General features: G+C 67.0%; 21 protein-coding genes and 1 tRNA gene. 11 read left to right on the forward strand and 11 right to left on the reverse strand.

Annotation, left to right across the window (positions count from 1 at the left end; translation table 11 throughout):
- Window positions 1–7: 7 nt before the first annotated feature.
- Complete coding sequence (locus M1D40_RS13205; protein ID WP_461169119.1) at window positions 8–1,300, forward strand: DUF58 domain-containing protein; 1,293 nt, start codon at window positions 8–10, stop codon at window positions 1,298–1,300.
- Between the two features lie 7 nt (window positions 1,301–1,307).
- A complete protein-coding gene (locus M1D40_RS13210) occupies window positions 1,308–2,015 on the forward strand; it encodes a DUF4166 domain-containing protein (protein WP_461169120.1) in 708 nt (235 codons plus the stop codon).
- A 37-nt stretch (window positions 2,016–2,052) separates the two neighbouring features.
- On the opposite strand, the gene M1D40_RS13215 is transcribed toward M1D40_RS13210, so the two are convergent.
- The 4 genes from M1D40_RS13215 to M1D40_RS13230 form a co-directional block, all read right to left on the reverse strand.
- The gene (locus M1D40_RS13215) at window positions 2,053–3,162 is read right to left on the reverse strand and encodes a uroporphyrinogen decarboxylase/cobalamine-independent methonine synthase family protein (RefSeq protein WP_461169121.1); all 1,110 of its coding nucleotides are present in this window, start codon (window positions 3,160–3,162) and stop codon (window positions 2,053–2,055) included.
- Complete coding sequence (locus M1D40_RS13220; RefSeq protein WP_341393541.1) at window positions 3,146–3,526, reverse strand: chorismate mutase; 381 nt, start codon at window positions 3,524–3,526, stop codon at window positions 3,146–3,148. Before M1D40_RS13220 ends, M1D40_RS13215 begins: the two co-directional genes overlap by 17 nt.
- A gap of 63 nt (window positions 3,527–3,589) precedes the next feature.
- The gene (mnmA, locus tag M1D40_RS13225; protein ID WP_341393540.1) at window positions 3,590–4,741 is read right to left on the reverse strand and encodes a tRNA 2-thiouridine(34) synthase MnmA; all 1,152 of its coding nucleotides are present in this window, start codon (window positions 4,739–4,741) and stop codon (window positions 3,590–3,592) included.
- Entirely contained in the window at window positions 4,738–5,985 is a 1,248-nt protein-coding gene (locus tag M1D40_RS13230; protein ID WP_461169122.1) for a cysteine desulfurase family protein, read from the reverse strand. The genes mnmA and M1D40_RS13230 overlap by 4 nt, the downstream gene beginning before the upstream one ends.
- Before the next feature lie 104 nt (window positions 5,986–6,089).
- Between M1D40_RS13230 and M1D40_RS13235 the strand changes: the two genes are divergently transcribed.
- From M1D40_RS13235 to M1D40_RS13265, 7 genes are all read left to right on the forward strand, one after another.
- The gene (locus tag M1D40_RS13235; protein WP_461169123.1) at window positions 6,090–6,812 is read left to right on the forward strand and encodes a nucleoside/nucleotide kinase family protein; all 723 of its coding nucleotides are present in this window, start codon (window positions 6,090–6,092) and stop codon (window positions 6,810–6,812) included.
- Between the two features lie 143 nt (window positions 6,813–6,955).
- A complete protein-coding gene (locus tag M1D40_RS13240) occupies window positions 6,956–7,909 on the forward strand; it encodes a J domain-containing protein (RefSeq protein ID WP_461169124.1) in 954 nt (317 codons plus the stop codon).
- Window positions 7,910–7,930: 21 nt separating this feature from the next.
- Complete coding sequence (locus tag M1D40_RS13245; protein WP_341393536.1) at window positions 7,931–8,398, forward strand: tRNA (cytidine(34)-2'-O)-methyltransferase; 468 nt, start codon at window positions 7,931–7,933, stop codon at window positions 8,396–8,398.
- Between the two features lie 9 nt (window positions 8,399–8,407).
- Window positions 8,408–9,208, forward strand: a complete 801-nt coding sequence (locus M1D40_RS13250) for a class I SAM-dependent methyltransferase (RefSeq protein WP_461169125.1) — start codon at window positions 8,408–8,410, stop codon at window positions 9,206–9,208.
- Window positions 9,209–9,396: 188 nt separating this feature from the next.
- On the forward strand, window positions 9,397–10,050 hold the full coding sequence (gene sigK / locus M1D40_RS13255; RefSeq protein WP_461169126.1) for an ECF RNA polymerase sigma factor SigK: 654 nt from the start codon (window positions 9,397–9,399) through the stop codon (window positions 10,048–10,050).
- Window positions 10,040–10,876, forward strand: coding sequence for an anti-sigma factor (locus M1D40_RS13260; protein WP_461169127.1), 837 nt, complete (start codon window positions 10,040–10,042; stop codon window positions 10,874–10,876). The genes sigK and M1D40_RS13260 overlap by 11 nt, the downstream gene beginning before the upstream one ends.
- 90 nt (window positions 10,877–10,966) lie before the next feature.
- Window positions 10,967–11,731: a MerR family transcriptional regulator gene (locus M1D40_RS13265; RefSeq protein ID WP_461169128.1), complete on the forward strand. Its 765-nt coding sequence runs from the start codon at window positions 10,967–10,969 to the stop codon at window positions 11,729–11,731.
- A gap of 101 nt (window positions 11,732–11,832) precedes the next feature.
- Here the strand turns inward: M1D40_RS13265 and M1D40_RS13270 are convergent, their stop codons facing one another.
- The 4 genes from M1D40_RS13270 to M1D40_RS13285 form a co-directional block, all read right to left on the reverse strand.
- Window positions 11,833–12,618: a PIG-L deacetylase family protein gene (locus tag M1D40_RS13270; RefSeq protein ID WP_461169129.1), complete on the reverse strand. Its 786-nt coding sequence runs from the start codon at window positions 12,616–12,618 to the stop codon at window positions 11,833–11,835.
- Window positions 12,619–12,623: 5 nt separating this feature from the next.
- The gene (locus M1D40_RS13275) at window positions 12,624–13,568 is read right to left on the reverse strand and encodes an electron transfer flavoprotein subunit alpha/FixB family protein (protein WP_461169130.1); all 945 of its coding nucleotides are present in this window, start codon (window positions 13,566–13,568) and stop codon (window positions 12,624–12,626) included.
- 56 nt (window positions 13,569–13,624) lie between these two features.
- Window positions 13,625–14,470: an electron transfer flavoprotein subunit beta/FixA family protein gene (locus M1D40_RS13280; protein ID WP_461169131.1), complete on the reverse strand. Its 846-nt coding sequence runs from the start codon at window positions 14,468–14,470 to the stop codon at window positions 13,625–13,627.
- Between the two features lie 236 nt (window positions 14,471–14,706).
- Entirely contained in the window at window positions 14,707–16,257 is a 1,551-nt protein-coding gene (locus tag M1D40_RS13285) for a S1C family serine protease (RefSeq protein ID WP_461169132.1), read from the reverse strand.
- Between the two features lie 256 nt (window positions 16,258–16,513).
- Here M1D40_RS13285 and M1D40_RS13290 point away from each other — a divergent pair, with 256 nt between their 5' ends.
- Both M1D40_RS13290 and M1D40_RS13295 read left to right on the forward strand, forming a co-directional pair.
- Complete coding sequence (locus M1D40_RS13290) at window positions 16,514–18,556, forward strand: TPM domain-containing protein (RefSeq protein ID WP_461169133.1); 2,043 nt, start codon at window positions 16,514–16,516, stop codon at window positions 18,554–18,556.
- A gap of 68 nt (window positions 18,557–18,624) precedes the next feature.
- Window positions 18,625–19,365, forward strand: coding sequence for a PspA/IM30 family protein (locus M1D40_RS13295; RefSeq protein WP_461169134.1), 741 nt, complete (start codon window positions 18,625–18,627; stop codon window positions 19,363–19,365).
- A gap of 120 nt (window positions 19,366–19,485) precedes the next feature.
- Here M1D40_RS13295 and M1D40_RS13300 read toward each other — a convergent pair whose 3' ends face one another.
- The 3 genes from M1D40_RS13300 to M1D40_RS13310 form a co-directional block, all read right to left on the reverse strand.
- Window positions 19,486–20,028, reverse strand: a complete 543-nt coding sequence (locus M1D40_RS13300; protein ID WP_461169135.1) for a DUF6328 family protein — start codon at window positions 20,026–20,028, stop codon at window positions 19,486–19,488.
- A gap of 91 nt (window positions 20,029–20,119) precedes the next feature.
- Window positions 20,120–20,196, reverse strand: a tRNA-Met gene (locus M1D40_RS13305).
- 64 nt (window positions 20,197–20,260) lie between these two features.
- Window positions 20,261–23,275: a UPF0182 family membrane protein gene (locus tag M1D40_RS13310; protein WP_461169136.1), complete on the reverse strand. Its 3,015-nt coding sequence runs from the start codon at window positions 23,273–23,275 to the stop codon at window positions 20,261–20,263.
- Between the last annotated feature and the right edge of the window lie 80 nt (window positions 23,276–23,355).

Here is a 23,355-nt window from a genome sequence, read left to right on the forward strand (position 1 = left end):
GACAGTAATGGCGATTTCCGGCCGGCTGGTCCTGTTTGCCGCAGCAGGCGCCGCTGCGGTCCTGCTCTTCCCCGGCACCGGCGCAGTGTGGCTGTGGCTGCTGCTGATGTCGGTTGCCGCCGCGGCCGACCTGCTCTCTGCCGCATCACCACGCGCGCTGTCCGTGGAGCGCATCGTTCCTGCCGGCGTGCGGCTGACGGAGCCGGCCACCGTGGTGCTGATTATCCGCAACAACGGCCGCCGGACCCTCCGCGGAAGCTTCCGGGACGGCTGGCAGCCTTCCGCCGGGGCACGCAATCCCGTGCAGCAGCTGCGGCTTCCGGCCGGTGAAGCACGGCGCTACGAGGTCTCGCTGATGCCGGAACGCCGGGGTGAACTCCACAGCGAATTTGTCACGGTCCGCAGTTTTGGCCCGCTGGGCCTTGCAGCACGCCAGCGCACGCTGCAGAGCCCGGCGGTGCTGCGGGTGCTGCCGCCGTTTCATGCCAAGCGTCATCTGCCGTCAAAGCTGCGGCGGCTGCGGGAACTGGACGGCAATGCCTCGGTCCAGCTGCGCGGCGCCGGAACAGAGTTCGACTCGCTTCGCGACTATGTCCGGGGCGACGACGTCCGGTCCATCGACTGGCGCGCCACGGCCCGGCGGCGGGACACCGTGGTGCGGACCTGGCGGCCCGAGCGGGACCGGCGGGTGGTCCTGCTGCTGGACACTTCACGCACCTCCGCCGCGCGGATTGCCGAGGAACCCCGGCTGGACACCGGCATCGAAGCTGCCCTGCTGCTGGCGATGCTCGCCCACGGCGGGGCGGACCGGGTGGACTTTTTGGCCTTTGACCGGCGCATCCGGGCCCGGGTGCAGTCCGGTTCCAAGGGCAACCTCCTCAACCACCTCGTCACGGCCATGGCTCCGCTGGAAGCCGAACTGATCGAAGCAGATTTCACCCTTGTGCCGGGCGCCGTCCGTTCCGTTTCCACCCGCCGCTCCCTGGTGGTGCTCATTACGGCTCTGGACTCCGGCGCCGTCGAGGAGGGACTGCTGCCGGTGCTGCCGCAGCTGCTGGAAAAGCATGTGGTGGTGATTGCCTCGGTCCGGGACCCGGAGCTGGAACAGCTGCGCCTGCAGCGGCGGCGGCCGGCGGAGACCTTCCGCGCGGCCGCCGCGGAACGGGCTCTGCTGGACCGTGCGGCCATGACCGCCCAGCTTCGGGCCATGGGTGCGGAAGTTGTCGACGAGACCCCGCATGAGCTCCCGCCCAAGCTCGCCGATCTATACATCCGGCTCAAGTCCTCCGGAAGGTTGTAGGGCTGCCATGAACAGTTTTGCGCCGCCCCCTTCCGGATACCCGGACTCGATCTACCGCAGCGTGCTCGGCCCGGACTTTGCGCGGCTGCAGCCCCAGCTGCAGGACTACTTCTCCGCCGGGGAGGAATCGGGAACGTTCGGTGAAGGCACGGGGGTCTTCGAAACGGCCGGCTGTCCCCGTCCCTGGCTGCGTCCGCTGCTGCCGCTGGTTCCGGTCTCGAACGCGTTTTTTCCCGACTACGGCACCGAAATTCCGTTTAGCATCCGCAACTATCCCCACCGGGACCCGTGGGGCAGGCCCTCGCTGACGGCGGTCCGGACCTTCCACTTTCCGCGCCGGGACCGGGTCTTCGAGGACACGACCACCCTCACCGGCCCCGGCCGCCTCACCGACTATCTGGGCGCCGGGCGGAACCTCGCCACGGATCTGGTGCTCTCGGTGACCGCGGAGGGGCACCTGCGCATGAACTCGCCGCGCAGCCGGCTGTTTCTCGGCCCGCTTCGGCTTCCCCTGCCGGCCTTCGCCTCAGCGGATGCGCAGGTCGAACAGTGGTACGACGGCGGCACGGATACCTTCCGGATCCGCACCCGCGTCATCCAGCGGCAGGTCGGTACGGTCTTCGTGTACGACGGCAGCTTCGGCTATTCCCGGCTGCCCTGGGACGGTCAGCTCCCTGACGGCGCCGTTCCGGCCCGGTGGGAGCGGCGGGTCTAGGCGGGTCCCAAGGGCTGTGCAGGGGGCTGTGCAGGTGTTAGCTTTCGGCCGCCACCGAGGTCAGCGCTTCGGCCGTCTGGGTGAGCCGGGTCAGCATCCGGCGGGCGGACGACGGCGAGGCCTCCGAAAGCTCCGACGCAGGCGTCAGGCGCAGCGCGGGCAGGGCGGCGGCGCCCAGACCGATTTTGGTCCACGGCCGCATCACGTCCTCCACCAGGGCGGTGACCCGTCGCGGCTCGGCGGCATTCTCCGGAACCGGCAGGATGCCCAGCCAAATCGTCTTTCCGGCCTCCACAGCTTCGGCGATGGCTTCCCAGTCCGCTCCGGTCAGCCCGGCCGCCGGCAGGGCGGCTCCGTGCGCACCGGCTCCGAGGGCCAGGTTGAAGGGTGACTGCGCTCCGGGGCGCAGCGCCGCGGAGCGGCCGGTATCCGGCAGCCGCAGCACAGTCTGCGCGGCCCCGGCGGCTGCGAGGGCGGAAATAATCTGCTGCCAGGCGCCGGACACTTCGTTGGCCGGCACGGAGCGCAGCGTGCGGTAGCCGCTGGCGGTGGGAATGCTCCCGCCCAGCACATCGGCAATTTCCGGCTCATCCAGCTGGATGATGATTTCCGCGCCGGGCGCCGCCTCGCGGACCCGCGACACAAAGCCTGCCGCTCCGGCGGTCAGTGACTGCAGCAGCTCCCGCCGGGCGCCGGCGTCGGACAGTGCCCGCTCGCCGTTGTGCAGGTGAAGCCCCGCTGCCAGTGACAGCGGCCCGCGGAGGGAAACCTTCACCTGGTGCGAGGGGCTCTCTTCCACGCCTGCCACGTCAGCCAGCGCGTTGAGGTCCTGGTTCAGCAGGGACACGGCCCGGCGGTGGTCCTTTCCGGCGCGCGGCACCAGGCGCCAGCCGTGCGGCTGGACGTCGACCGCGAGGTCCACGAGCAGCGCGGCGGTCCGTCCAAGGGCATCGGCACCGGGTCCCCGCGCAGGCAGTTCCGGCAGGAACGGCAGGTGCGGATCACCGAGTTCGCCGCGGATGATGCGGCTGGCCTCCACCGGGTCGGTGCCGGGCCAGGCCCCCAGGGCCGTTGCCGTCACCGTGGTGGAAGCGGCCCGTTCCGGGGCCTGCCCCGCCGCGTCCGGGTGTCTAGAGTCCTGCTTCATTGCTGTTGCCGCCGTTGTGGTTGTCGGAGATCGCCTGATGGTGCCGGATGACCTCGCTGATGATGAAATTCAGGAACTTTTCGGCGAACGCCGGGTCCAGGTGCGCGTCCTCCGCGAGGCGTCGGAGCCGGGCAATCTGCGCAGCCTCGCGGCCCGGGTCTCCGGCCGGAAGGCTGTGGACGGCTTTGAGGAACCCTACCCGCTGCGTGGCCTTAAACCGCTCGGCCAGCAAGTACACCAGCGTTGCATCAATGTTGTCGATGCTGCTGCGCACCGCCAGCAGCTCCTGCATGACCTCGTCGGAGACCTTCCCGGAAAGGGAACTGGCCGTGGGGTCAAACTCGTCTGCGGGGGTATCAGTCATGGCTCCAGTCTAGGGTCCGGGCCGGGCCGGAGCGGAGCAGGTTACGCCGCGGAGCAGTTAGGGTCAGGAGACCGCAGCCGGGTCCCATTCCAGCGAACGGGCCTTGTCGATCGTGGCCTGCCCCAGTACCCGGGTGCCCTGGTAGACCACCATGGACTGGCCCGGCGCCACACCGCGCATCGGCTCGTTCAGCCGGACCACCAGCTCCTCGCGGACGCCGCCGGTCTCTTCGGAAACCACGTCTTCCATCCAGCCGCGCGCGGCCACGGGGTCGCCGTGCGCGCGGACCTGGACCATGCAGTCGAATTCGGTGCGGGCTGCGATTTCAGGAATCGGCAGGCCGGCCCAGGAGATCTTGATGCCGCGCATCTGGTCGATGTTCAGCAGCTTCTCCGGTCCCACAATGACCTTGTTTTCCTTCGGCCGGATTTCCAGCACGAAGCGCGGCTTGCCGTCGTCGGCCGGGCGGCCCAGCTTCAGGCCCTTTCGCTGGCCCACGGTAAAGGCGTTGGCACCGGGGTGGGTACCGATTTTCTCGCCGGAAGCGTCAACAATGTCCCCCTCGCTCAGGTCAATGCGTTCCTCGAGCCAGCCGCGGGTGTCGCCGTCGGGGATGAAGCAGATGTCGTGGCTGTCGGGCTTGTTGGCCACCGACAGGCCCCGGCGTTCGGCTTCGGCGCGGACCTCGGCCTTGGACGGGGTGTCTGCCAGCGGGAACATCGAGTGCTTGAGCTGTTCGTGGGTCAGCACGCCCAGTACGTAGGACTGGTCCTTGGCCCAGTCTGCGGCGCGGTGCAGTTCCGGGTTGCCGTCGGCATCGGTAAGCACCTTGGCGTAGTGGCCGGTGCAGACCGCGTCGAACCCCAGGGCGAGCGCCTTTTCCAGCAGCGCGGCGAACTTAATGCGTTCGTTGCAGCGCATGCAGGGGTTCGGGGTGCGGCCGGCGGCGTATTCGGCGATGAAATCATCCACCACGTCTTCCTTAAACCGCTCGGAGAAGTCCCACACGTAGTACGGGATACCCAGGATGTCGCACGCGCGCCAGGCATCGCGGGAATCCTCGATGGTGCAGCAGCCCCGGCTGCCGGTGCGCAGTGTTCCGGGCATGCGCGAAAGCGCCAGGTGGACGCCGACGACGTCGTGCCCGGCCTCAACTGCCCGTGCTGCGGCTACCGCGGAGTCAACTCCGCCGCTCATTGCTGCCAAAACCTTCATGAAGTAAAACCTGTTCCTGCTGTTTGGATGCTGCTGACATGGGACGCCATTCCGGCCTTTTTCGCCCGTTCATAGGCTTCGGGAAGAGCCGCCAACAAAGTGTCAACGTCTTCGGAGCCGGTTGTATGCCCGAGGCTGAAACGCTGCGCCCCCCGGGCCTGCGTTTCGCTCAGGCCCATGGCCAGCAAAACGTGGGAGGGCCGCGGAACTCCGGCCGTACACGCGGACCCCGTAGAGGACTCAACCCCGGCCAGATCCAGCAGGAAGAGCAGCGAATCGCCTTCGCAGCCGGGGAAGGTGAAGTGGGCATTTCCGGGCAGGCGGCGGGGCATGCCGTCTGCGTACGCGGCCGCTCCGCCGTCGTCCCGCGCACCGCGCAGAACGGCGTCGGGGATCGCTTCCTCGACGCCGGCAATCAGTTTGTCGCGCAGGCTCCGCAGCCTGGCGGCTTCGGCGGGAAGGTTTTCAGTGACTTCGCGCGCGGCTGCCGCGAACGCTGCTATGCCCGGGGTGTCGAGGGTGCCCGAGCGGATGTCCCGCTCCTGTCCGCCGCCGTGCATCACCGGGGTAAGTTTGACCGCCCGCCCGACGACGAGGGCGCCGATGCCCACCGGCCCGCCGATCTTGTGGCCGCTGATGGCCATCGTGTCCGCGCCCGAGGCCCGGAAGTCCACCGGCAGGGCTCCGAAGGCCTGCACGGCATCGGTGTGTACGGGTACACCGTAGGAATGGGCAAGAGCCGTGATCGCCGGAATGTCCTGGACCGTGCCCACCTCGTTGTTGGCCCACATGACCGTCAGCAGCGCCGTGGTGCCGGCGTGCGCTTCCAGTTCCGCGCGGATGGCGTCCAGGGGCACAACGCCGTCGCTGTCCACGGGCAGCCACACCACGGTGGCCCCTTCATGCTTTTCCAGCCACTGCACGGTGTCCTGGACGGCGTGGTGCTCAATGGGAGAGCAGAGGATGCGGGTGCGGGCCGGGTCACCGTCGCGCCGCGACCAGTACAGGCCCTTCACCGCAAGGTTGTCCGCTTCGGTCCCGCCGGAGGTAAAGATGATCTCCGAGGGGTGGCAGCCCGCGGCGGCAGCCAGCGCCTCGCGGGACTCTTCCACCACCATCCGGGCGCGCCGGCCGGAGCCGTGCAGCGAGGACGGGTTTCCGCTGCGGCGAAGTTCTGACGTGAGTGCGGCGAGGGCCGATGCCGAGATAGGCGTGGTCGCCGCGTGATCTAGATACACGGGCACACCCTAATTCTAACGGTGTTCGCTGCGGATGCCGATTCCCCGGGCAAATGCGGCCGCGGACGGCGCTTCCGCCGGGAAAGGAGCGGGGATGGCAGACTGCTGCTGTGACACCGCCAACCAGACCCGCCGCCGCCGGCCGTGCTCCGCTCCTGCAGGCCCTGGCCGCCCGGCTGGCCGGCATGCACCCGGACCGGCGGATCTTCGCAGCAATCGACGGCGTGGACGGCTCCGGCAAAACGACGTTTGCCGACGCCCTTGCCGCCGTCCTGACAGCGGGCCGGCACCACCGCCCGGCAGTGCGCCTATCACTGGATGACTTCCACCACCCCCGCGCCCTGCGGTACCGGCAGGGCCGCGGGTCGGCGGAAGGCTTCCGGCATGATTCCTACAACGTGGAACAGTTCCGGGCCTACGTCCTCGATCCCCTCAAACCCTCCGGAGCCGGCTGCTACCGGCCGGCGGGCCATGACCTGGCGAGCGATGCGGTGCTGGACCCGCCGCCGGTTGCCGCCCCGCCCGCCGCCGTCGTTCTGGTGGACGGACTGTTCCTGCACCGGGCCGAACTGGCGCCGCACTGGGATTTTTCGGTGTTTCTGGACGTTCCGTTTTCCGAAACCGCAGCCCGGATGGCGGTGCGGGACGGAACACCGGCTGACCCGGCACATCCGGAAATGCACCGGTATGTTGGCGGTCAGCGGCTGTACTTTGCCGATACGGATCCTGCCCGGCAGGCGTCCGTGGTGGTGGAGAACAGCGATCCGGAACGACCCTTTGTCATTGCCGCCTCCGATGCGGGGTACCGCAGGCAGCCGTCCGGGCGCGGCTAGCATTGTCCTTCCGCGGGTAGAGTTTTCCCGGACCGTTCCCCTGCGGCAGCTTTCGGAAACACAGCAGCCCCCTGCGTCGTTGTAACGTCTGCACCGCTGCTTTTGCGAACCACCTATGCACCGCCACAACGAGAGGAACTGCTGTGAGCCCGTCACCCAAGACGCTGTATGAGGTTTTGGGTATTGCCCCCACGGCCACCGCGGAACAGATCAAGGCGGCCTACCGCAAGGCCGCCCGTGCCACACATCCGGACTCCGGCGGCAGCAGCGAGACCTTCCACGTGGTTGCCGAGGCGTACGAGGTCCTGTCCAATCCGCAGCAAAAGGCCGCGTATGACCTGAGCCTGGGCAGGGGGCGGGGGGCAGCGCCGGCGCCCGGCGGCGCCGGCTCACGGACCGGCTATCCGCGGAAAGGGACCGTCCCGGCGGAGGACGCCCTGGACACTGCCCCGCGGTTTGTGCCCGACTTCTCCCCCGGTTCCCCTCCCGTGCTGCCGCTTGCGCTGGCGGGCCAGCAGATCCACGGATCGCCGCGGCGTCCCGGCCTGTTCTCCCGGCTCGGCTCCGGCGCCGGTGCCCGGTACGACGGCGAGAACCTCACCATTGGTCTCCTGCAGCGCACCCTGCTCGAGGATTATCCGGCCGGCCGGCTGGTTAACGGGCTGCACATGCCCGACCGTTCTCCGCGCGGGGGGAACCTCGACGTCGGGCACGTCCTGCTGGGCGGCTACCGGATGGCCGTGCTGGAATCCCAGATGGCTTCCCCGGGCAACTACAACTGGGACGGAAGGCACCTGCGCAACCGCGGCCGGGAGGTCAACATCGGCCGGCTGCCTGATGCCGTGCGCACCCTCCAGGACCGTTTCCCGGAGTGCAACGTCAGCGGCTGGGTGGTTCTGCACAGCCCCAACGGCAATCCCTTTGAACCTGTCATCGACTATCCGCCCTCCCTCAGCCGCAGCTCCCCCGCCATGGTTCACGTGGCCAACGCCGGGACGCTTCAGCGGGAGCTCCGCCGTTTTTTCAACGACGGACCGCAGCCCAATGTGGTGCAGCTCCCCGTCCTCGGCGGACTCATTGATGCGTCGGTGCGCTAGCTACCGGCATAGGATGGGGATGTGTTCCGCATCCTCTTCCACTCCCCCGAAATTCCCGGCAATACCGGCAACGCGATCCGCCTTGCCGCGATCACCGGAGCCGAGCTCCACCTCGTTGAGCCCCTGGGCTTCGAACTGGAGGATTCCAAGCTGCGGCGCGCAGGCCTGGACTACCACGACCTCGCCGTCCTCCACGTTCATCCGACGCTCGAAGCGGCCTGGAAAGCACTGGCCCCGGAACGCGTTTACGCCTTCACCTCCAGCGGGGAAACGTCCTACACCGACATCGCCTACCAGCCCGGCGACGTGCTGATGTTCGGCCGCGAATCCGTGGGACTGGATGAGGATGTGCTGCAGGATCCGCACGTCACCGCCCGGGTCCGGCTGCCGATGCTGCCCTCCCTGCGTTCCCTGAACCTTGCCAATTCCGCCTCCATTGCCGTCTACGAAGCCTGGCGCCAGCACGGCTTCGCAGGTGCCCAGCTCTAAGGACTCCCCATGCCCGAGACCAACATTGGAACCGCGTTTGACGACGGCGCCGCCGACTTTGACCGTTTGGCCCCTTCGCTGTGGAATCCAATGGGCAACGCCCTGGTAGCTGCGGCGGAAGTCGGCATGGGCGACAGCATCCTGGACGCGGGCTGCGGCAGCGGCGCCACCACCATCCCCGCCGCCCAGTACGCCGGACCCGAAGCACGGGTGGACGGCATCGACATCTCCGCCGACATGCTGGCCCTCGCGCAGGCCAAGGCCTCCACCCTGTCCCTGGACAACGTAGCCCTGCATCACGGCGACGTGACCGAGTGGACCGCGGAGGAACCGTATGACGTGGTGCTTTCCGCCTATTCGATGTTCTTCCTTCCGGACATGGATGCCGGCGCCGCGCACCTGGTCTCGAACCTGCGCCCCGGCGGGCGCCTGGCGCTGAGCACCTGGGCGGAAGGATCGCTGTCGCCGTTTACGGACCTGCTGCTGCAGGAGTGCCGCAAAGAAACACCGGACTTTGCCGAAGGTCTTTCCCGGACCCGGGACAACGCCGAACGCCTCAATACCCCGGAGAAGCTGGCGGACTGGCTGGAATCGCTCGGGCTTGGGGACATCAAGGTCCTCGAGACGCCTGCGCAGGTCCAGCTCAGTCCGTCCCTGGCCTGGTCCCTGGTCCTGGGCAGCGGCCTGCGCAACCTCCTGCCCGCCGACCCCGAAGCTGCCGAACGGGTCAAGACGGGTTTCCTTGCACTGCTGGGCGAAGAGCACAACCTGAACGCCGACACCCTGATTGCCACGGCGCGCCGCCCCTGAGGGCCGCCCCTGAGTTCGGCGCCGGTACGGCCCATCCCCGGCCTGTCCGGCACCGAATACTGGGTATGGAACTCATGGGACAGGTGACGCCGGCGGGTTCTCCCGCGTGCACCGGAGCCGCCCGCCCCGGCGATGCTGTTGCTGCGCCTGCAGCGGGGAGCACCTTTGTCCGCTTATGCTGGGACCCTATGGACACGTCCAATACGGGACGGCCCTCCGCCGCGCAGGCCTCCACACCGGAGGGCGCCGCCGAAGCCGCAGAGAAATCCGGTCAGCATCCCCGGCCCCAAGCCTCGCTGGAAGCGCTCCTCGCGGGCATTGCCGGCGGCAGCCAGGACGACTTTGCCGCGTTCTACGCCCTGACGTCCCGCCGCGTGTACGGGCTCGCCCGCCGGGTGCTGATCGATGCCGAGCTCAGTGAGGACACGACCCAGGAGGTTTATCTTCAGGTGTGGACCAGTGCCTCCCGCTTCGATCCCTCGGTCGGTTCTCCGCTGGCGTGGCTGCTGACGCTCGCCCACCGCCGGGCCGTGGACCGGGTCCGTTCCGAGCAGAGCTCAGCCAACCGCGAGGCCCGCTTCGGCGCCGCCATGCAGGAACCGGACTATGACAACGTGGTGGACACCGTCACCCAGCGGCTTGAGGCCGACGCAATCCTCCAGTGCCTGGAAACGCTGACCGACACCCAGCGGGAATCGGTCCGGCTGGCCTACTACGGCGGACTGACGTACCGTGAGGTCGCGGAAAAACTGAACGCAGCAGTACCTACCATCAAGTCGCGGATCCGCGACGGACTGATCCGACTCAAGAAGTGTCTGGGGGTGAATTCAGATGCCGGATAACAGCTTTGATGCCGCATCCGACGCCCTCAACAAGGACCTGTCGGAAGGCCGGCTGCTGGAGTGGGCCGAACTGTATGCCCTGAACGCCCTGCCGCAGAATGAGCGGCAGGCCCTGGACACGGCACTGGAGGAGGCGGACCCCTCCGTCCGCCGGGAGTTCCTGAAGCGGGTCTGGAGTGCGCGCGAGACGCTCGCGGGCGGCTACCGGGCCGAGGAACAGCCGCCTGAGGACCTGTTCGAAAAGATTCTCTCCCGCCTGCCCGGGCAGGAGACCGGCCGGCCCGGTCAGAACTCCGGCCGGTCCGGCGGTCAGGGCGCCGCCGGCGGGCCCCGGCCCGTTGACGAGGTAGCTGCCCGCCGCAGCCGCCGTTCCGTGCTGCGGTCAGCCCCCGGCCGCTGGATCCTGGCCGGCGCCGCAGCAGCGGCCATTGTGCTGGGCGGGGTTGCCATCGGCAGCAACCTAGGACCCGACTCGGTGCGCGAGGAAGTCCTCCAGGCATCGGACGTTCAGCAGCGGACCATCGAGCTGCCCACCGGCGGAACCGCGGAAGTTGCCACCTCCGCCGGTGAGAACGCAGCCGTCGTGACGCTCAGCGGGGTTCCGGCGCCGCCGGAGGGATCGGTCTACCAGATGTGGCGTCTTCCGGCGGACGGTTCGGACCCCGTGTCCGTGGGCACGATGACGGGCGAGGAAGTCGCCGGGACCAAGGCCACCGAGCTCACCGACATCGAGCCGTACAGCGCCGTGGCCGTCACCGTGGAGCCCGACGGCGGATCCCCCACCCCCACCATGCCCATCGTTCTGGAGATTCCCTTCAGCGCCTAAATCCGGCTTGACCTTGACGCTGCGTCAACCCGTAGCGTGGTTGGTGAGCGGCCGGATCCTCCGGCTGCCGGCCCGGGAAGGAGCATGGGGGTGGCACTGCAGGACACGGACGCCTGGCCAATTTCCGACGTCGCCCGGATGACGGGAGTTTCGTCCCGGACCCTGCGCCATTACGAGGAGCGCGGGCTGCTCGCACCGGCCTTCACCGGCCCCAACGGCTACCGGTTCTACGGCCTGCCCGAACTGCGGCGCCTGCAGCGGATCCTGCTGCTCCGGCGGCTCGGCCTCGGGTTGGAGGCCATCACCGGAGTTCTGGCAGGCCAGACGGATGAGGTGCAGGCCCTTCAGATCCATCACGGGTGGCTGCTGCAGGAAAGCCGCAGGCTGCAGGACATGGCTGCCACCGTGCACACCACGCTGGAGACACTGCAGCAAGGAGGAGCCATGGAAGCACGGAACCTGTTCACGGGTTTCGAGGAAAACCCCTACGAGGAAGAGGCACGGCAGCGCTGGGGCAGCGACCGCGTTGAGTCCAGCAAAGCGGCTCTTGCCGAGCTTGGCCCCGACGGGCGCCGGGGGCTTGTTGAGGAAGCCCTGTCGATCAACCGCGAACTCGCCGCCTGTCTGCAGGCGCGGCTGGAACCCGGCAGTTCCCGGACGCAGGAGGCCGGAGCCCGCCACTACCGGTGGGTCTGTGCCGGGTGGACTCCCGACAAATCCGCCTACCTCGCGCTCGGCGACATGTATGTCCAGGACCCGCGCTTCACGGCGTTCTATGACAGCGAGGCACCCGGCACGGCTGCTTACCTGGCACGAGCCATGCAGATCTGGGCGGACGCCAACCTCGGGGACTAGGCTCGGGGACTAGGAAGGACTGACGAACCCGGGTCCTGCCCTTCCGGATCCCGAACCCTTCCGCATTCCGGCCCCTTCCGCATTCCGGCCCCTTCGAAGGGTCAGAACCCGGCGATGGTCCGTTCGGTGTTGACTCCCACTGCATGGAAGGTTTCAGCGCTGGCGCCGTCTGCCAAACCGAAGCGCCGGGCATTGTCCTGCAGCATTCCACGCACGGCAGTCTCCATGCCGGCAAGGTCCGGATGCTGGCTGGCGTGGATCCGGATGGCCGCGAGCTTGTTCTCGACGGTGGCGCTGACGTCCACGGCATGGTTTTCCCGCTCGCGCGGGGCCCCGTAAAACCAGAGCCACGGAACCTTGTAGGCCTGCAGGCCCTGTTCGGCCAGGTGAGGGAAGGCAAATGGATTCTCCGCCGCCGGATAGACCGCCCGGGTCACGATTTCCCCGCAGGCCAGGTGGTCCGGGTGGCTGGCCTGGATCCGGTCCCAGTTCCGTTCCGGGTGCATCGAGAGCACGACGTCGGGACGGACACGGCGGATCAGCGCCACGGCTTTTTCCACCACTTCCGGTGTCACTGCAAGGTAACCGTCCTTCTCACCCAGGAAGTGCACGTCCCGCACGCCCGCCAGCTCGGCGGCGGCCCGCTGCTCGCGGCGGCGCAGCTCGGACACACTGTCCCGGTCCCCCGGCTCGAAGCCGCCGGCATCGCCGGAGGTCATCACGCAGTAGGATACTTCGACGCCGGCCGCCGTCCAGGCGGCCACGGTTCCGGCCGCACCGAAATCGATGTCATCCGGATGGGCGGCGAAGGCAAGCACCCGGCGTACGCCGCCGCCTGCCGGGGCGGGCGGAATGGGCAGGGATGAAGAGCTCGACGTCGGTTCCACGCTGCCTAGGACCTGCGCTTCCGAATTTCCTCGGTGGCCTGCGGCAGGACCGAGAACACGTCGCCCACGATGCCGAAGTCCGCAATCTCGAACACGGGAGCATCGGCGTCCTTGTTGACCGCCACGATCACCTTGGCGGTCTGCATTCCGGCCTTCTGCTGGATTGCCCCGGAAATACCGGCAGAGATGTACAGCTGCGGCGAGACCGTCTTGCCGGTCTGCCCCACCTGGGCGGAGTGTTCAATCCAGCCGGCATCGGTAGCGGCGCGTGATGCGCCCACGGCACCGCCAAGCACGTCGGCCAGCTCCTCCACCGGGCCAAAATCCCCGTCCATGCCGCGGCCGCCGGCAACAATGACGCGGGCCTCGGACAGTTCGGGGCGGCCGCTGACCCGCTTCTCGGTGCGTCCGGTGACCCGTGCCGCCGGTCCGGCGTCGGACACGGTGATCCGCCGGCTCTCCGGGGCGGAGGGCGCATCGGCGGGGGCCGGCTCCACGCTGTTCGCTTTCACGGTGATCACCGGGACCCCGTTCTGCACCCGGCAGGTGGAGGTGTAGGAACCGGCGAGGACGGATTTCGTGACCGACAGGTCCGGCGCCACGGCCACGGCGTCGGTGATGACACCGGAGGAAAGCTTCACGCCGAGGCGGGCAGCTACTTCCCGGTCCTCAAAAGAGTTGCCCAGCAGCACGGCCGCCGGTTCCTCAGCCCGGACGGCGTCGGCCAGGAACGCCGCCTTGGCGGCGACCAGGACATCGGGCAGCACGTCAGCCGGCTCATAGACGGTGCCCACTCCGTACTCGCCGAGTGCCTGCAGCACGTCGCCGTCAAGGGCGCGGGGACTCGCCACTGCGGGTTCCCCCAGGCTGCGGGCAATGGTCAGCAGCTCGCGGCTCGCCCGCGGCAGCGGCAGGCCCGGTACATCGATAAAGACCAGGACAGAGGCCATGGGTGGCTCTCCTTAGTGTTTCGGGCGCAGCGTCAGCGGCGCCGGAGGGAGGATTGTCAGATCAGTTTCCGGGCGGCCAGGTAGTCCACCAGCGCGACGCCGGCCGTGCCGTCATCGGTAATGATGGTTCCGGCGGAGCGCGGCGGACGGGGGGCGGAGGCAGCCACTGTGGTCCAGGCGCCGTCCAGCCCCACCTGCGCGGGGTCGATCCCCAGGTCCTGCAGCGTCAGCACGCTGACCGTCTTCTTCTTGGCGGCCATGATTCCCTTGAAGTTCGGGTACCTCGGCTCGTTCGCCTGGTCGGTGACGGACACCAGCGCCGGCAGCGGTGCTTCCAGCGTTTCAGAGTAGGAGTCACCGTCACGGCGGGCGCGGACGACGGCGGTACCGGTCTCGTCGTCGTCGACCTCCAGCTCCGAGGCAAAGGTAATCTGGGCCACCTGCAGGCGTTCGGCCAGCTGGGCGGGAACCAGCGAGGTTTCCCCGTCGGTGGAGGACATGCCGGTGACCACGAGATCGGGAAGACCGGCGCTGTCCGGTCCGGCTGCCTGCCGGACGGCTGCGGCCAGCACAGCGGACGTCGCTGCGGCGTCCGAGCCGGCCAGCGCGGCATCGTTGACGTGGACGCCCTGATAAGCGCCCATTTGCAGGGCCTTCTTCACGGCGTTCACGGCGGCGTCGGGGCCCATCGTCAAAGCGGTGACCATGTTCCCGGCCGCCTGTCCCCCGCGGGCTTCGGCCAGCTGCAGCGCAGCTTCCAGGGCGTACTCGTCGAGCTCGGACAGAATGGACTCGGAGCGGTCCAGGGTGTGGCCGGGGCCGGAGAGATGCCGGTCGAACTGGGTATCGGGGACGTGCTTCACCAAAACGACGATGTTCAGCGGCCTCTTCGATTCCTGCATGCGGGGCCTTTCTGGCGTTGAAGATCTTCCCGGGCGCGGGCGCACCGGCTGCGGGACCACCCTCGCAGGGCGACTCAACAAGCTAATCACATTGTGGGGGTGCCCCGTGCCTGTCCGGGCCTCCAAACAGTGCAGGGACTGCCCCTCCGGAAGGAGGCACAGTCCCTGCGCAGACTCGGTCCCGGGAACACGGACCCGGGACCGGACGCATGCGGTCCGGATTTTACCGGACTGCCTTACTGGTCGGCGGAGTCCCCCAGCGTCACTTCGACGCTGTCGGTGTCTGAACCGCGGGTGTAATCGATGGTGGCCTTGCTGCCGGCTGCCTGCATGCGGATGGCGGCGGTCAGTGACTGCGCGTCCGTGACGGGGATGCCGTTCACCGCGGTGATGACGTCGCCCTGCCTCAGGCCGGCCTCACCTGCGGGTGTTCCGGACGCCGGGTTTTCGGCGACTTCCGCGCCCACCGTGAAGGATGACGAGCTGGAGGCCGAGGCGGGGGTGACGGACACGCCCAGGAAACCGTGCGTAGCCGAGCCGTTTTCGATGATTTCATCCGCGACCCGCTCGGCGTAGCTCATCGGGACGGCAAAGCCAACGCCGATGCTGCCGCTTTCCTCGCTGGCGGAAGCAATGGCCACGTTGACGCCAATGACGTCGCCCTCGGTGTTCACCAGGGCGCCGCCGGAGTTGCCGTGGTTGATGGCGGCGTCGGTCTGGATGACGTCCAGGTAGATGGAGCTCCCTGCGGCGCTCTGCTCCTGGCTGGTTCCGTCCGGCGGAGCGAAGCGGAAGCCGAAGCCGTCGTCCTCACCCGATCCGTCCGACTCCGTTTCCTCCGGGGCGGCGGAGGACTGCACGCTGATGGTGCGGTTCAGGGTCGAAACAATGCCGTCGGTGACGGTGCCCGCCAGGCCCAGCGGTGCGCCGATGGCAATCACGGTGTCCCCCACGTTGAGGTCGTTCGAATCCCCCAGGGTGGCCGGCGTCAGGTCATCGGCATCGACCTTGATGACAGCCAGGTCCGAGACGGGATCGGTGCCGACGACGGTGGCTGAGAACACGCGCCCGTCGTTCAGCTGGACTTCCACGGACGGCGAAGCAGCCGTTCCGCCCAGCGTGACCACGTGGGTATTCGTCAGGATGTGCCCGTCGTCGTCGAGGATGATCCCCGATCCGGTTCCGGAGCTGCCGCTGGCGGTGACATCGATGGTCACAACGCTGGGGGAAGCCTTGACGGCGGCTGCGGTCACGGCATTCACGCTCTCATCGTTGTTCACCACAACGGTTTGTGCCTGGCCCGTGCTTTGCGGGGCGGCATCGTTATCCAGCCATGAATTGGCCGCAACGGCCGTTCCGCCACCCAGCAATCCCGCGAGTACCATTCCGGTGATCAATGTGCCGGCACCGAATCTGCGCTTCGGCGGTACTGCTGAGGCCTGGTGGCCGGGGCCGTAGGGGTCCTGGCCGTAGCCGGAGCCGGAGTAGCCGCCGGCGGTGGGTCCGTAGGCCGGCGGTGCTGCCACACCCGGATTCCGATCCTGGGCCCGGCCGTAAAACGGTTCGCCGGCGGACGGTTCGCCGGCGGAGGGTGAAGACTGCGCGGACGGAGACGACTGGGGTGCCGGGGGCTGGGCCGGTGCCGGGCCGCCCGGCTGATCGGGGAACTGCTGCGTCTGGCCTTCGTCCCGGCCGGCGGTTCCTTCATCGGACGACGCAGGCGGGGCTGGCGGACGGGGAGGCAGCGGACGCTGCGGGTCTCCGGCGCCTCCGTATTGCTCAGACATGTGCTGTCCTTTCCAAATCGGTATGCCCGTGATCGGTGCTCATTCAACTATGACAGGACTTTCTGTGTCCTGCTTCGGAGCTAACTGGATGGTTCCTGAGAGTTCGCCGATAACTGCGTGGCGGCCAACGTGGTGGACTGGGTATCTGGTGAACCATAGAATCGATGCAAGTGTCTGCCCGGCCCGAAAGGGACCTGACGGGACGGGACGAGCGCAGCGGATCATCCAGATGCCACGACGAACCTGAGGACAATTTATGCGGTTGAAGACCAAGCGGCTAGGTGCCGTGCTGGGTTTGAGTGTCACGGCGCTGCTGGGGTCGGCTACAGCCGCTTCCGCCGTGCCTCCGGTGACCATCCCGCCGGGACAGTTCGTGGTCGACGACGCCGGTGTCCTGGGTCCGGACAGCGCGGAGGTCCGCAGTGCAATCACCGAGACGCGGCAGGACAGCGGCTACACGCTCTTCGTGGTCTACATTGACGAGTTCACGAATCCTTCAGACCCGGTTGCTTGGGGTGACCGAGTGGTCTCCGAAAAGGGGATGAACTCGCAGGACGTGCTGCTGAGCATTGCAACGGAAAGCAGGCAGGTGAACGTATCCGTCCCTGATAACAGCCGTCTGACCCCGGACCAGGGCAACGAGATCATTTCCGCAGCCGCAGAGCCTCTTGCCGGGAAGGAAACCTTCACATCAGAGGATTGGGCGGCGGCTGCAGTCAGCGCCGCTGAGGCGCTCGAGGCCGGCCGCAGCGGCAGCGGCAGCGGAACGTCGTCGTCCGCCGGAGCCAGCCTCGCCCCGATTCTCCTCATCGGCGGAATCATCCTTCTCGGCGGGGGCGCCCTGTTCCTGTTTGTGCGCAGCCGCAACAAGGGTGCAGTCACGGCAGGGCCCGCCCGCCGGGAGGAAGCTGCCCCCACCGATCCGCTGGATGAACTGAGCGTGGCTGACCTGCGCAAGCGGGCCGGGAGCCTGCTCATCGCCGCTGATGATGCCATCAAGTCCAGTGAGCAGGAGCTGTCCTTCGCCATGGCTTCCTATGGCGACGACGCGGTGAAAACCTTCACCGAGGACCTTGCCGCGGCGAAAAACCACATGAGCGAGTCGTTCAAGATGCAGCAGCAGCTGGATGACCATATTCCGGATACCGAACAGCAGCAGCGAACCTGGCTCAAGGACATCATCCGGCGGTGCGAGGCAGTGAACTCCTCGCTGCAGGCCCACAAGGAAGACTTCGACAAACTGCGTGAGCTGGAGAAGAACGCGCCGGCCGCGCTGGCGGATGCGCGCCGGAATGCCCAGGCAGCAGCCAGCCGCCTGGACGCCGCCGAACGATCCCTGGCGGAGCTCCGGCAGCGCTACTCGGATTCAGCCCTCGCCCAGGTTGCCGACAACGTTGAGCAGGCCAGGCAGCGGCTGGAGTTCGTCGACAACGCGGCGGAAGCAGCGTCCGAAAAACTCGCCGAAGGAGACACCGCGTCGGCAGTGGTCGCGGTCCGTGCCGCCGAAGAAAGCGTGCACCAGACCAACGTGCTGCTGGACGCCATCGAAAAAACCGGCCGCGAACTTGACTCCGCCCGCAGTGAACTGCAGCGGGCGGTGGCTGATGCCCGGCAGGACCTGGCACAGGCCCGCGCCTTTGCCGCTTCCGGGGGCAACAACGGCCTTGCGGGACCGGTTGCCGGCGTCGAAGCGGCCCTGGCTGCCATCGACAACGAATCCGCCACCAGAAACGATCCGGTGGATTTGCTGCGGCGCCTCGAGAAGGCCAATGCACAGCTGGACAGCGCCCTGGAAGGTATCCGTGACCGGCAGGAGCAGGAGCGCCGGGCCAGGGATTCGCTGCAGCACGCAGTGATGTCCGCCCAGGCCCAGATTTCGGGCACGGCGGACTACATCCGCGCCCGGCGCGGGGGTGTTGGCAGCGAGGCCAGGACCCGGCTCGCCGAGGCGGAACGGAATCTTCAGCAAGCCGTAGCCCTGCAGTCGTCGGATCCCGTCAGCGCCCTCGCCTATGCACAGCAGGCCAATGCCCTGGCAGCCCAGGCAGCCGACATGGCCCAGCAGGATGTTGACGGCTTCGGCGGCGGCATGGGCGGCGGTTTTGGCGGCGGCGGCATGTACGGCGGCCGCGGCGGCGGTTCCGGACTCGGCGGCGCCATCCTCGGCGGCATCCTTATTGACTCCATCCTCCGCGGCGGCGGCGGAGGCGGCTGGGGAGGCGGCGGCTTCGGCGGGTTCGGCGGCGGCGGAGGCGGGGACTTCGGCGGCGGCTTTGACGGCGGCGGCGCGAGTTTCTAGGACACGTTTGACCCATGGCTCCAACACTTTTTTCCAAATTCGTATCCAAAAACCGAAAGGCAGACACCGTGGTAAAGCAGTCAATCTTTGGACGCATCACCCAGCTGGCCAAGGCCAACATCAACGCCATCCTGGACCAGGCCGAGGATCCGCAGAAGATGCTGGACCAGATGGTCCGGGACTACAGCAACAACATTGCCGAGGCTGAAAGCGCTGTTGCCCAGACCATCGGCAACCTGCGCATGCTTCAGGATGACTACAACGAGGACATCCAGAACGCCAACAACTGGGGCAACAAGGCGCTGGCCGCATCGCGGAAGGCCGACGAGTTCCGGGCCGCGGGCAACACCCCCGACGCACAGAAGTTCGACAACCTGGCCAAGGTCGCCATCCAGCGGCAGATGGCAGCGGAAAACGAAGCCAAGGGCGCCCAGCCCACGATCGCTTCCCAGGAAGAAATCGTGGAGCGGCTGAAGACCGGCCTGGACCAGATGAAGGGCAAGCTGAACCAGCTGCAGAGCAAGCGCGATGAGCTCATTGCCCGCGCCCGCAATGCACACGCCCAGACGCAGATGCACGAGGCCATGAAGAGCATTGACGTCATGGACTCCACATCGGAGGTGGGCCGGTTCGAAGAGAAGATCCGCCGCGAGGAAGCCCGCGTCCGCGGAGCAAACGAACTGGCGGCCTCCAGCCTGGATGCCCAGTTCGAGAGCCTCGAGGACCTGGGCGAACAGACCGAGGTTGAAGCCCGCCTGGCGGCGCTGAAGAACTCGGCTTCCGGCCAGTCGGCCATCGGTCAGAACTAGCAGCACCTGATCTTTGGGGCGGCACTCCACACGGAGTGCCGCCCCATTTGCGTTGCGGGCCCTGCACCGCTGCGGACCGGGCTTGTTTCTGCGGGCACAGGCCGGCCGCTGCGGCCCGGGCTAGCCGCCGCGGCGGTGCAGGGCCCGGCGGCGAATAAGGCGGGGCAGGAAGCCCCACAGTACCGTCAGGACCGCGGTGAGCGATGCCCCGGCAAATAATCCTGCGCCCGCGCCAAGCACCAGGTCGAAGATCAGACTCAGGGTTCCGATGAGGATCAGCCCCACCAAAACAATGGTGATCCTGAGCAGGACATCGCTGCTGCGGACCAGCTCGGACTTGATCCGGCGCTGGAAAAAGGTCCGGTGCATCACCACCGTTGACATCAGCAGCGCCGTTATCAGCACCGACATCACAACCAGGGCCAGGTACACGAGGATCTGCGCAGGAGAGAGTTCCCGGAACCGCGGCTGGAACGGGAGCGTCAGCAGGAAACCGGTCAGGATTTGGATACCCGTTTGCAGCACCCGCAGTTCCTGCAGCAGGTCATTCCAGTTCCGGTCGGTCTTCTCCAGAGCGGTTTCCCTGCGTTCCACGGAGGCACCGGCCTCAGCAGCCCGGGTCCGGTCTTTACCGCTGTGAACAGGCACCGCGCGTTTGCCCATTCTGCGAGTCTAGAATCCGCCGGCGGCTGCCACAACGCAAAAAAATCCCGGTCAGCATTTCTGCTGACCGGGATCTTTCATTTTTACTATCTGGTTGCGGGGGCAAGATTTGAACTTGCGACCTCTGGGTTATGAGCCCAGCGAGCTACCGAACTGCTCCACCCCGCGGCGTGATAGTTAACTCTACCCGCCGCGGGGCGCAGCCGCAAATCGGCTGCGGCTGTGCGCAGTCCTAGTCGCCCTGGGCGCCGTCGGTGGGTGCGGGGGTTGCACCCTCGGTGGCACCGGTGGTGCCTTCGTCGGTCCCGCCGGCTGCTTCTTCCATGGTTTCCTGAGCTGCAATGGCCCGCTGGATGGCTTCGTTGAGCTTGTCCTGCGCGGTGCCGTAGGCAGCAAAGTCGTTTGCTGCCAGTGCGGCCTGCCCCTCCTGGATGGCGGCGCCGGCATCTTCCAGCGCAGCGGCCAGATCTGCTTCGGCGGTGGTGTCGCCCGGAGCTTCTTCGGTTCCCGGAGCGGGCGTCTGCCCGACATTTTCGGCGTCCCCGGTAATGGCACCGGAGTCGCCGCCGAAGACCTGGTTAAGGGCCTCGTCTAGAGTCGGGGCGAACCCGACCTTTTCACCGAAGTTGACCAGCACGCGCTGCAGCGTCGGGTAGGACGCATCGCCTGAAGACTGCACGTAGACCGGCTGGACGTAGAGCATGCCGCCGCCAACGGGCAGGGAGAGCAGGTTGCCGTTGATAACTTCGGAGGCACCCTGGCGCAGCAGGTTCAAGGCATTCGAGACGGTCGGGTCAGAGTTGAACCGGTTCTGTGCCTGGCCCGGGCCGGGCACAACCGTGTCCGTGGGCAGCGAGAGCAGCCGGAGCTTGCCGTAGTCCTCGCTCTTGACGCCGGCCTCGCCGGTCCCGGCATCCGCTTCCGCCGAGAGGAAGCCGTACAGCACGTTGCGGGCTTCACCGTTGGGCGAAACAAACGGAATAAACGGGGTCGTGAGGGAGAAGGCAGTTTCGTCCTGGCCCGGCATCTGCAGGGACAGGTAGTACGGCGGCTGCTTGACCTCGGCGTTGGCCACCGTCGGATCGTTCGGAACGCTCCACGCGTCGTCGTTCTTGAAGAACGAATCGGCTTCGGTGACGTGGTACTTGCCCATGAGCTCGCGCTGGACCTTGAACTGGTCCTCCGGGTAACGGACGTGCGACATCAGGTCAGCGGACATCTCGCTGTAGGGCTTCAGCGTGGAGGGGAAGACGCTCTGCCATGACTTCAGCAGCGGATCCTCGTCATCCCACGCGTAGAGGGTGACGGAGCCGTCGTACGCGTCCACCGTTGCCTTCACGGCGTTGCGGATGTAGTTCACCTGGTCGGCGGGAAGTGCAGCCGCTCCGGGAGTCAGGGAGTCAGTTGTCGCAGCCTGGAGTTCCTGCTGCGTGGAGTACGGGAAGTACTTGCTTGTGGTGTAGCCGTCCACAATCCACTGCACCCTGCCGTCAACAACTGCCGGGTAGGCGTTGCCGTCCACGGTGAGGTACGGAGCAACCTTTTCCACGCGTTCACGCGGATCACGGTCGTAGAGGATCTGGGACTCTTCGTTGACGGCGTCCGAGAGCAGGAGCTCCGTGGACTGGAACTTGATGGCGTAGACCAGCTGGTTGAACAGGTTGCCCACGCTCGGGCCGCCTTCGCCGTCGAACGTTGTCTGGGATTCGGTGTCCGAATCGCCGGTCTGCGGACGGTCGATTTCCTGAGGTGCCGCGCCTTCGGGCGCACCCACCACGGAGTAGTCGGGCGAGGATTCGCCGAAGTAGATCCGGGGCTCGTAGTCGCCCAGGACGCCGCTGGACGGGATGCCCGACTCCATGAAGCTGGGCTTTCCGTCGGCCTGGACGGTGGAGCCGCGGGCGGCCACCACTCCGTAGCCGTGGGTGTAAAGAATGTGCTCGTTGACCCAGCCGTCGGGCACGCCGTCGGTGTTCAGCTCGCGCACGGCAATGACGGTGTCCTGCACCTCGCCGTCGATGTCGTACCGGTCAACGTTGAGGGTTTCCGGGAACTGGTAGTACTGCCGGAACTGCTGCAGCTGCGAGAACGCCGGCGACACGACGTTCGGGTCCAGCAGGCGGATGTTGGAGGTGGTGCCGGAGTCGGCAGCCAGGGCTCCCGCGTTGGCTTCAACCGTGGCCTTGTAGTCAATGACTTCGGTTTCTTCCAGGCCGTAGGCCTCACGCGTGAGATCGATGTTGCGCTGAATGTACGGCGCTTCCTTGCTCAGCTCGGAGGGCCGGACCTGGTACTGCTGAACGATCCAGGGGTAGACGCCGCCGGCCACGATGGCCGTGATGATGAGCATGGCGGTACCGATAATCGGCAGGCGCCACCGGCCGATAACCGCGGAGACAATGAAGAGGAGGGCCACGATAACGGAAGCCACGGTCAGGATGGTCTTGGTGGGAATGACTGCTTCAACGTCCGTGTACAGGGCGCCGGTCCAGGTTCCCGAGGTGCTCAGCAGCGTGTCATAGCGGTCCAGCCAGAAGTTGGCTGCCTGCAGGAGCAGGAAGGCAGCGGCGATGACCGCGATCTGGATGCGGGCCTGCCGCGAGGTGAAGACGCCCTTTTCCTCGAGGCGGATGCCGCCGTAAAGATAGTGGGTGAGCAGGCCGGCAATTCCGGAGATCACGACCACGCTGATCAGGAAGCCGACAATGAAGCCCAGGAACGGCAGCGTGTTGAGGTAGAAGCTGAAGTCCTGGCCGAACTCGGGATCCTGCTGGCCGAAGTCTCGGCGGTTGAAGAACAGCAGTGCCTGCTGCCACATCGACATGGCCGCGGTGCCCGCGAAGCCGCCGACGACGACGGGAATGCCGATCATCAGGAGCTTGCGGACCGGTTCCAGCTGGGCCTGGTAGCGGTTCAGGTTATCCTGGAGCGCACTGTCCGGGGCGTAGACGGGACGCGACGAGTACGCGGTCCGGATGCTCAGGAAGACGCATCCGGCCATCACGACGAACGCGCTGAGGAACATGGCGATCCGCGTCAGGTTTTCCTTGACGAAGACTTCAAGGTAGCCCAGCTGGTTGTACCAGAGGACATCCGCGTAAACCTGCGAAAAGTATACAAAGCCGATCACGAGGACTGCCACCACGATCAGCGTTGCAATCAGGGGGCTCGGTCCGCGCCGGTTGCCGGGACGGGTGCCCGTGCTCGGGCTCGGTCGGGAAAATGGGCCGTTTGGTCCGGAAGTCACTGTTACCTCATCGTTCGGTACGTCGGTCCACGGCGCCTGCAGCGGGTATTACAGGACATTTTCTTGTCCCCTTTGCAAGT

The sequence above is a fragment of the Arthrobacter sp. Z1-15 genome (assembly GCF_054792395.1).

Bases quoted from the DNA above. Each gene is read 5' to 3' on its own strand.
- sigK (WP_461169126.1), top strand. From the start codon at position 9,397: ATGGACACGTCCAATACGGGACGGCCCTCCGCCGCGCAGGCCTCCACA.
- M1D40_RS13275 (WP_461169130.1), bottom strand. From the start codon at position 13,568: ATGGCCTCTGTCCTGGTCTTTATCGATGTACCGGGCCTGCCGCTGCCG.
- M1D40_RS13205 (WP_461169119.1), top strand. From the start codon at position 8: ATGGCGATTTCCGGCCGGCTGGTCCTGTTTGCCGCAGCAGGCGCCGCT.
- M1D40_RS13250 (WP_461169125.1), top strand. From the start codon at position 8,408: ATGCCCGAGACCAACATTGGAACCGCGTTTGACGACGGCGCCGCCGAC.
- M1D40_RS13210 (WP_461169120.1), top strand. From the start codon at position 1,308: ATGAACAGTTTTGCGCCGCCCCCTTCCGGATACCCGGACTCGATCTAC.
- M1D40_RS13260 (WP_461169127.1), top strand. From the start codon at position 10,040: ATGCCGGATAACAGCTTTGATGCCGCATCCGACGCCCTCAACAAGGAC.
- M1D40_RS13300 (WP_461169135.1), bottom strand. From the start codon at position 20,028: ATGGGCAAACGCGCGGTGCCTGTTCACAGCGGTAAAGACCGGACCCGG.
- M1D40_RS13290 (WP_461169133.1), top strand. From the start codon at position 16,514: ATGCGGTTGAAGACCAAGCGGCTAGGTGCCGTGCTGGGTTTGAGTGTC.
- mnmA (WP_341393540.1), bottom strand. From the start codon at position 4,741: ATGAAGGTTTTGGCAGCAATGAGCGGCGGAGTTGACTCCGCGGTAGCC.
- M1D40_RS13285 (WP_461169132.1), bottom strand. From the start codon at position 16,257: ATGTCTGAGCAATACGGAGGCGCCGGAGACCCGCAGCGTCCGCTGCCT.
- M1D40_RS13220 (WP_341393541.1), bottom strand. From the start codon at position 3,526: ATGACTGATACCCCCGCAGACGAGTTTGACCCCACGGCCAGTTCCCTT.
- M1D40_RS13215 (WP_461169121.1), bottom strand. From the start codon at position 3,162: ATGAAGCAGGACTCTAGACACCCGGACGCGGCGGGGCAGGCCCCGGAA.
- M1D40_RS13280 (WP_461169131.1), bottom strand. From the start codon at position 14,470: ATGCAGGAATCGAAGAGGCCGCTGAACATCGTCGTTTTGGTGAAGCAC.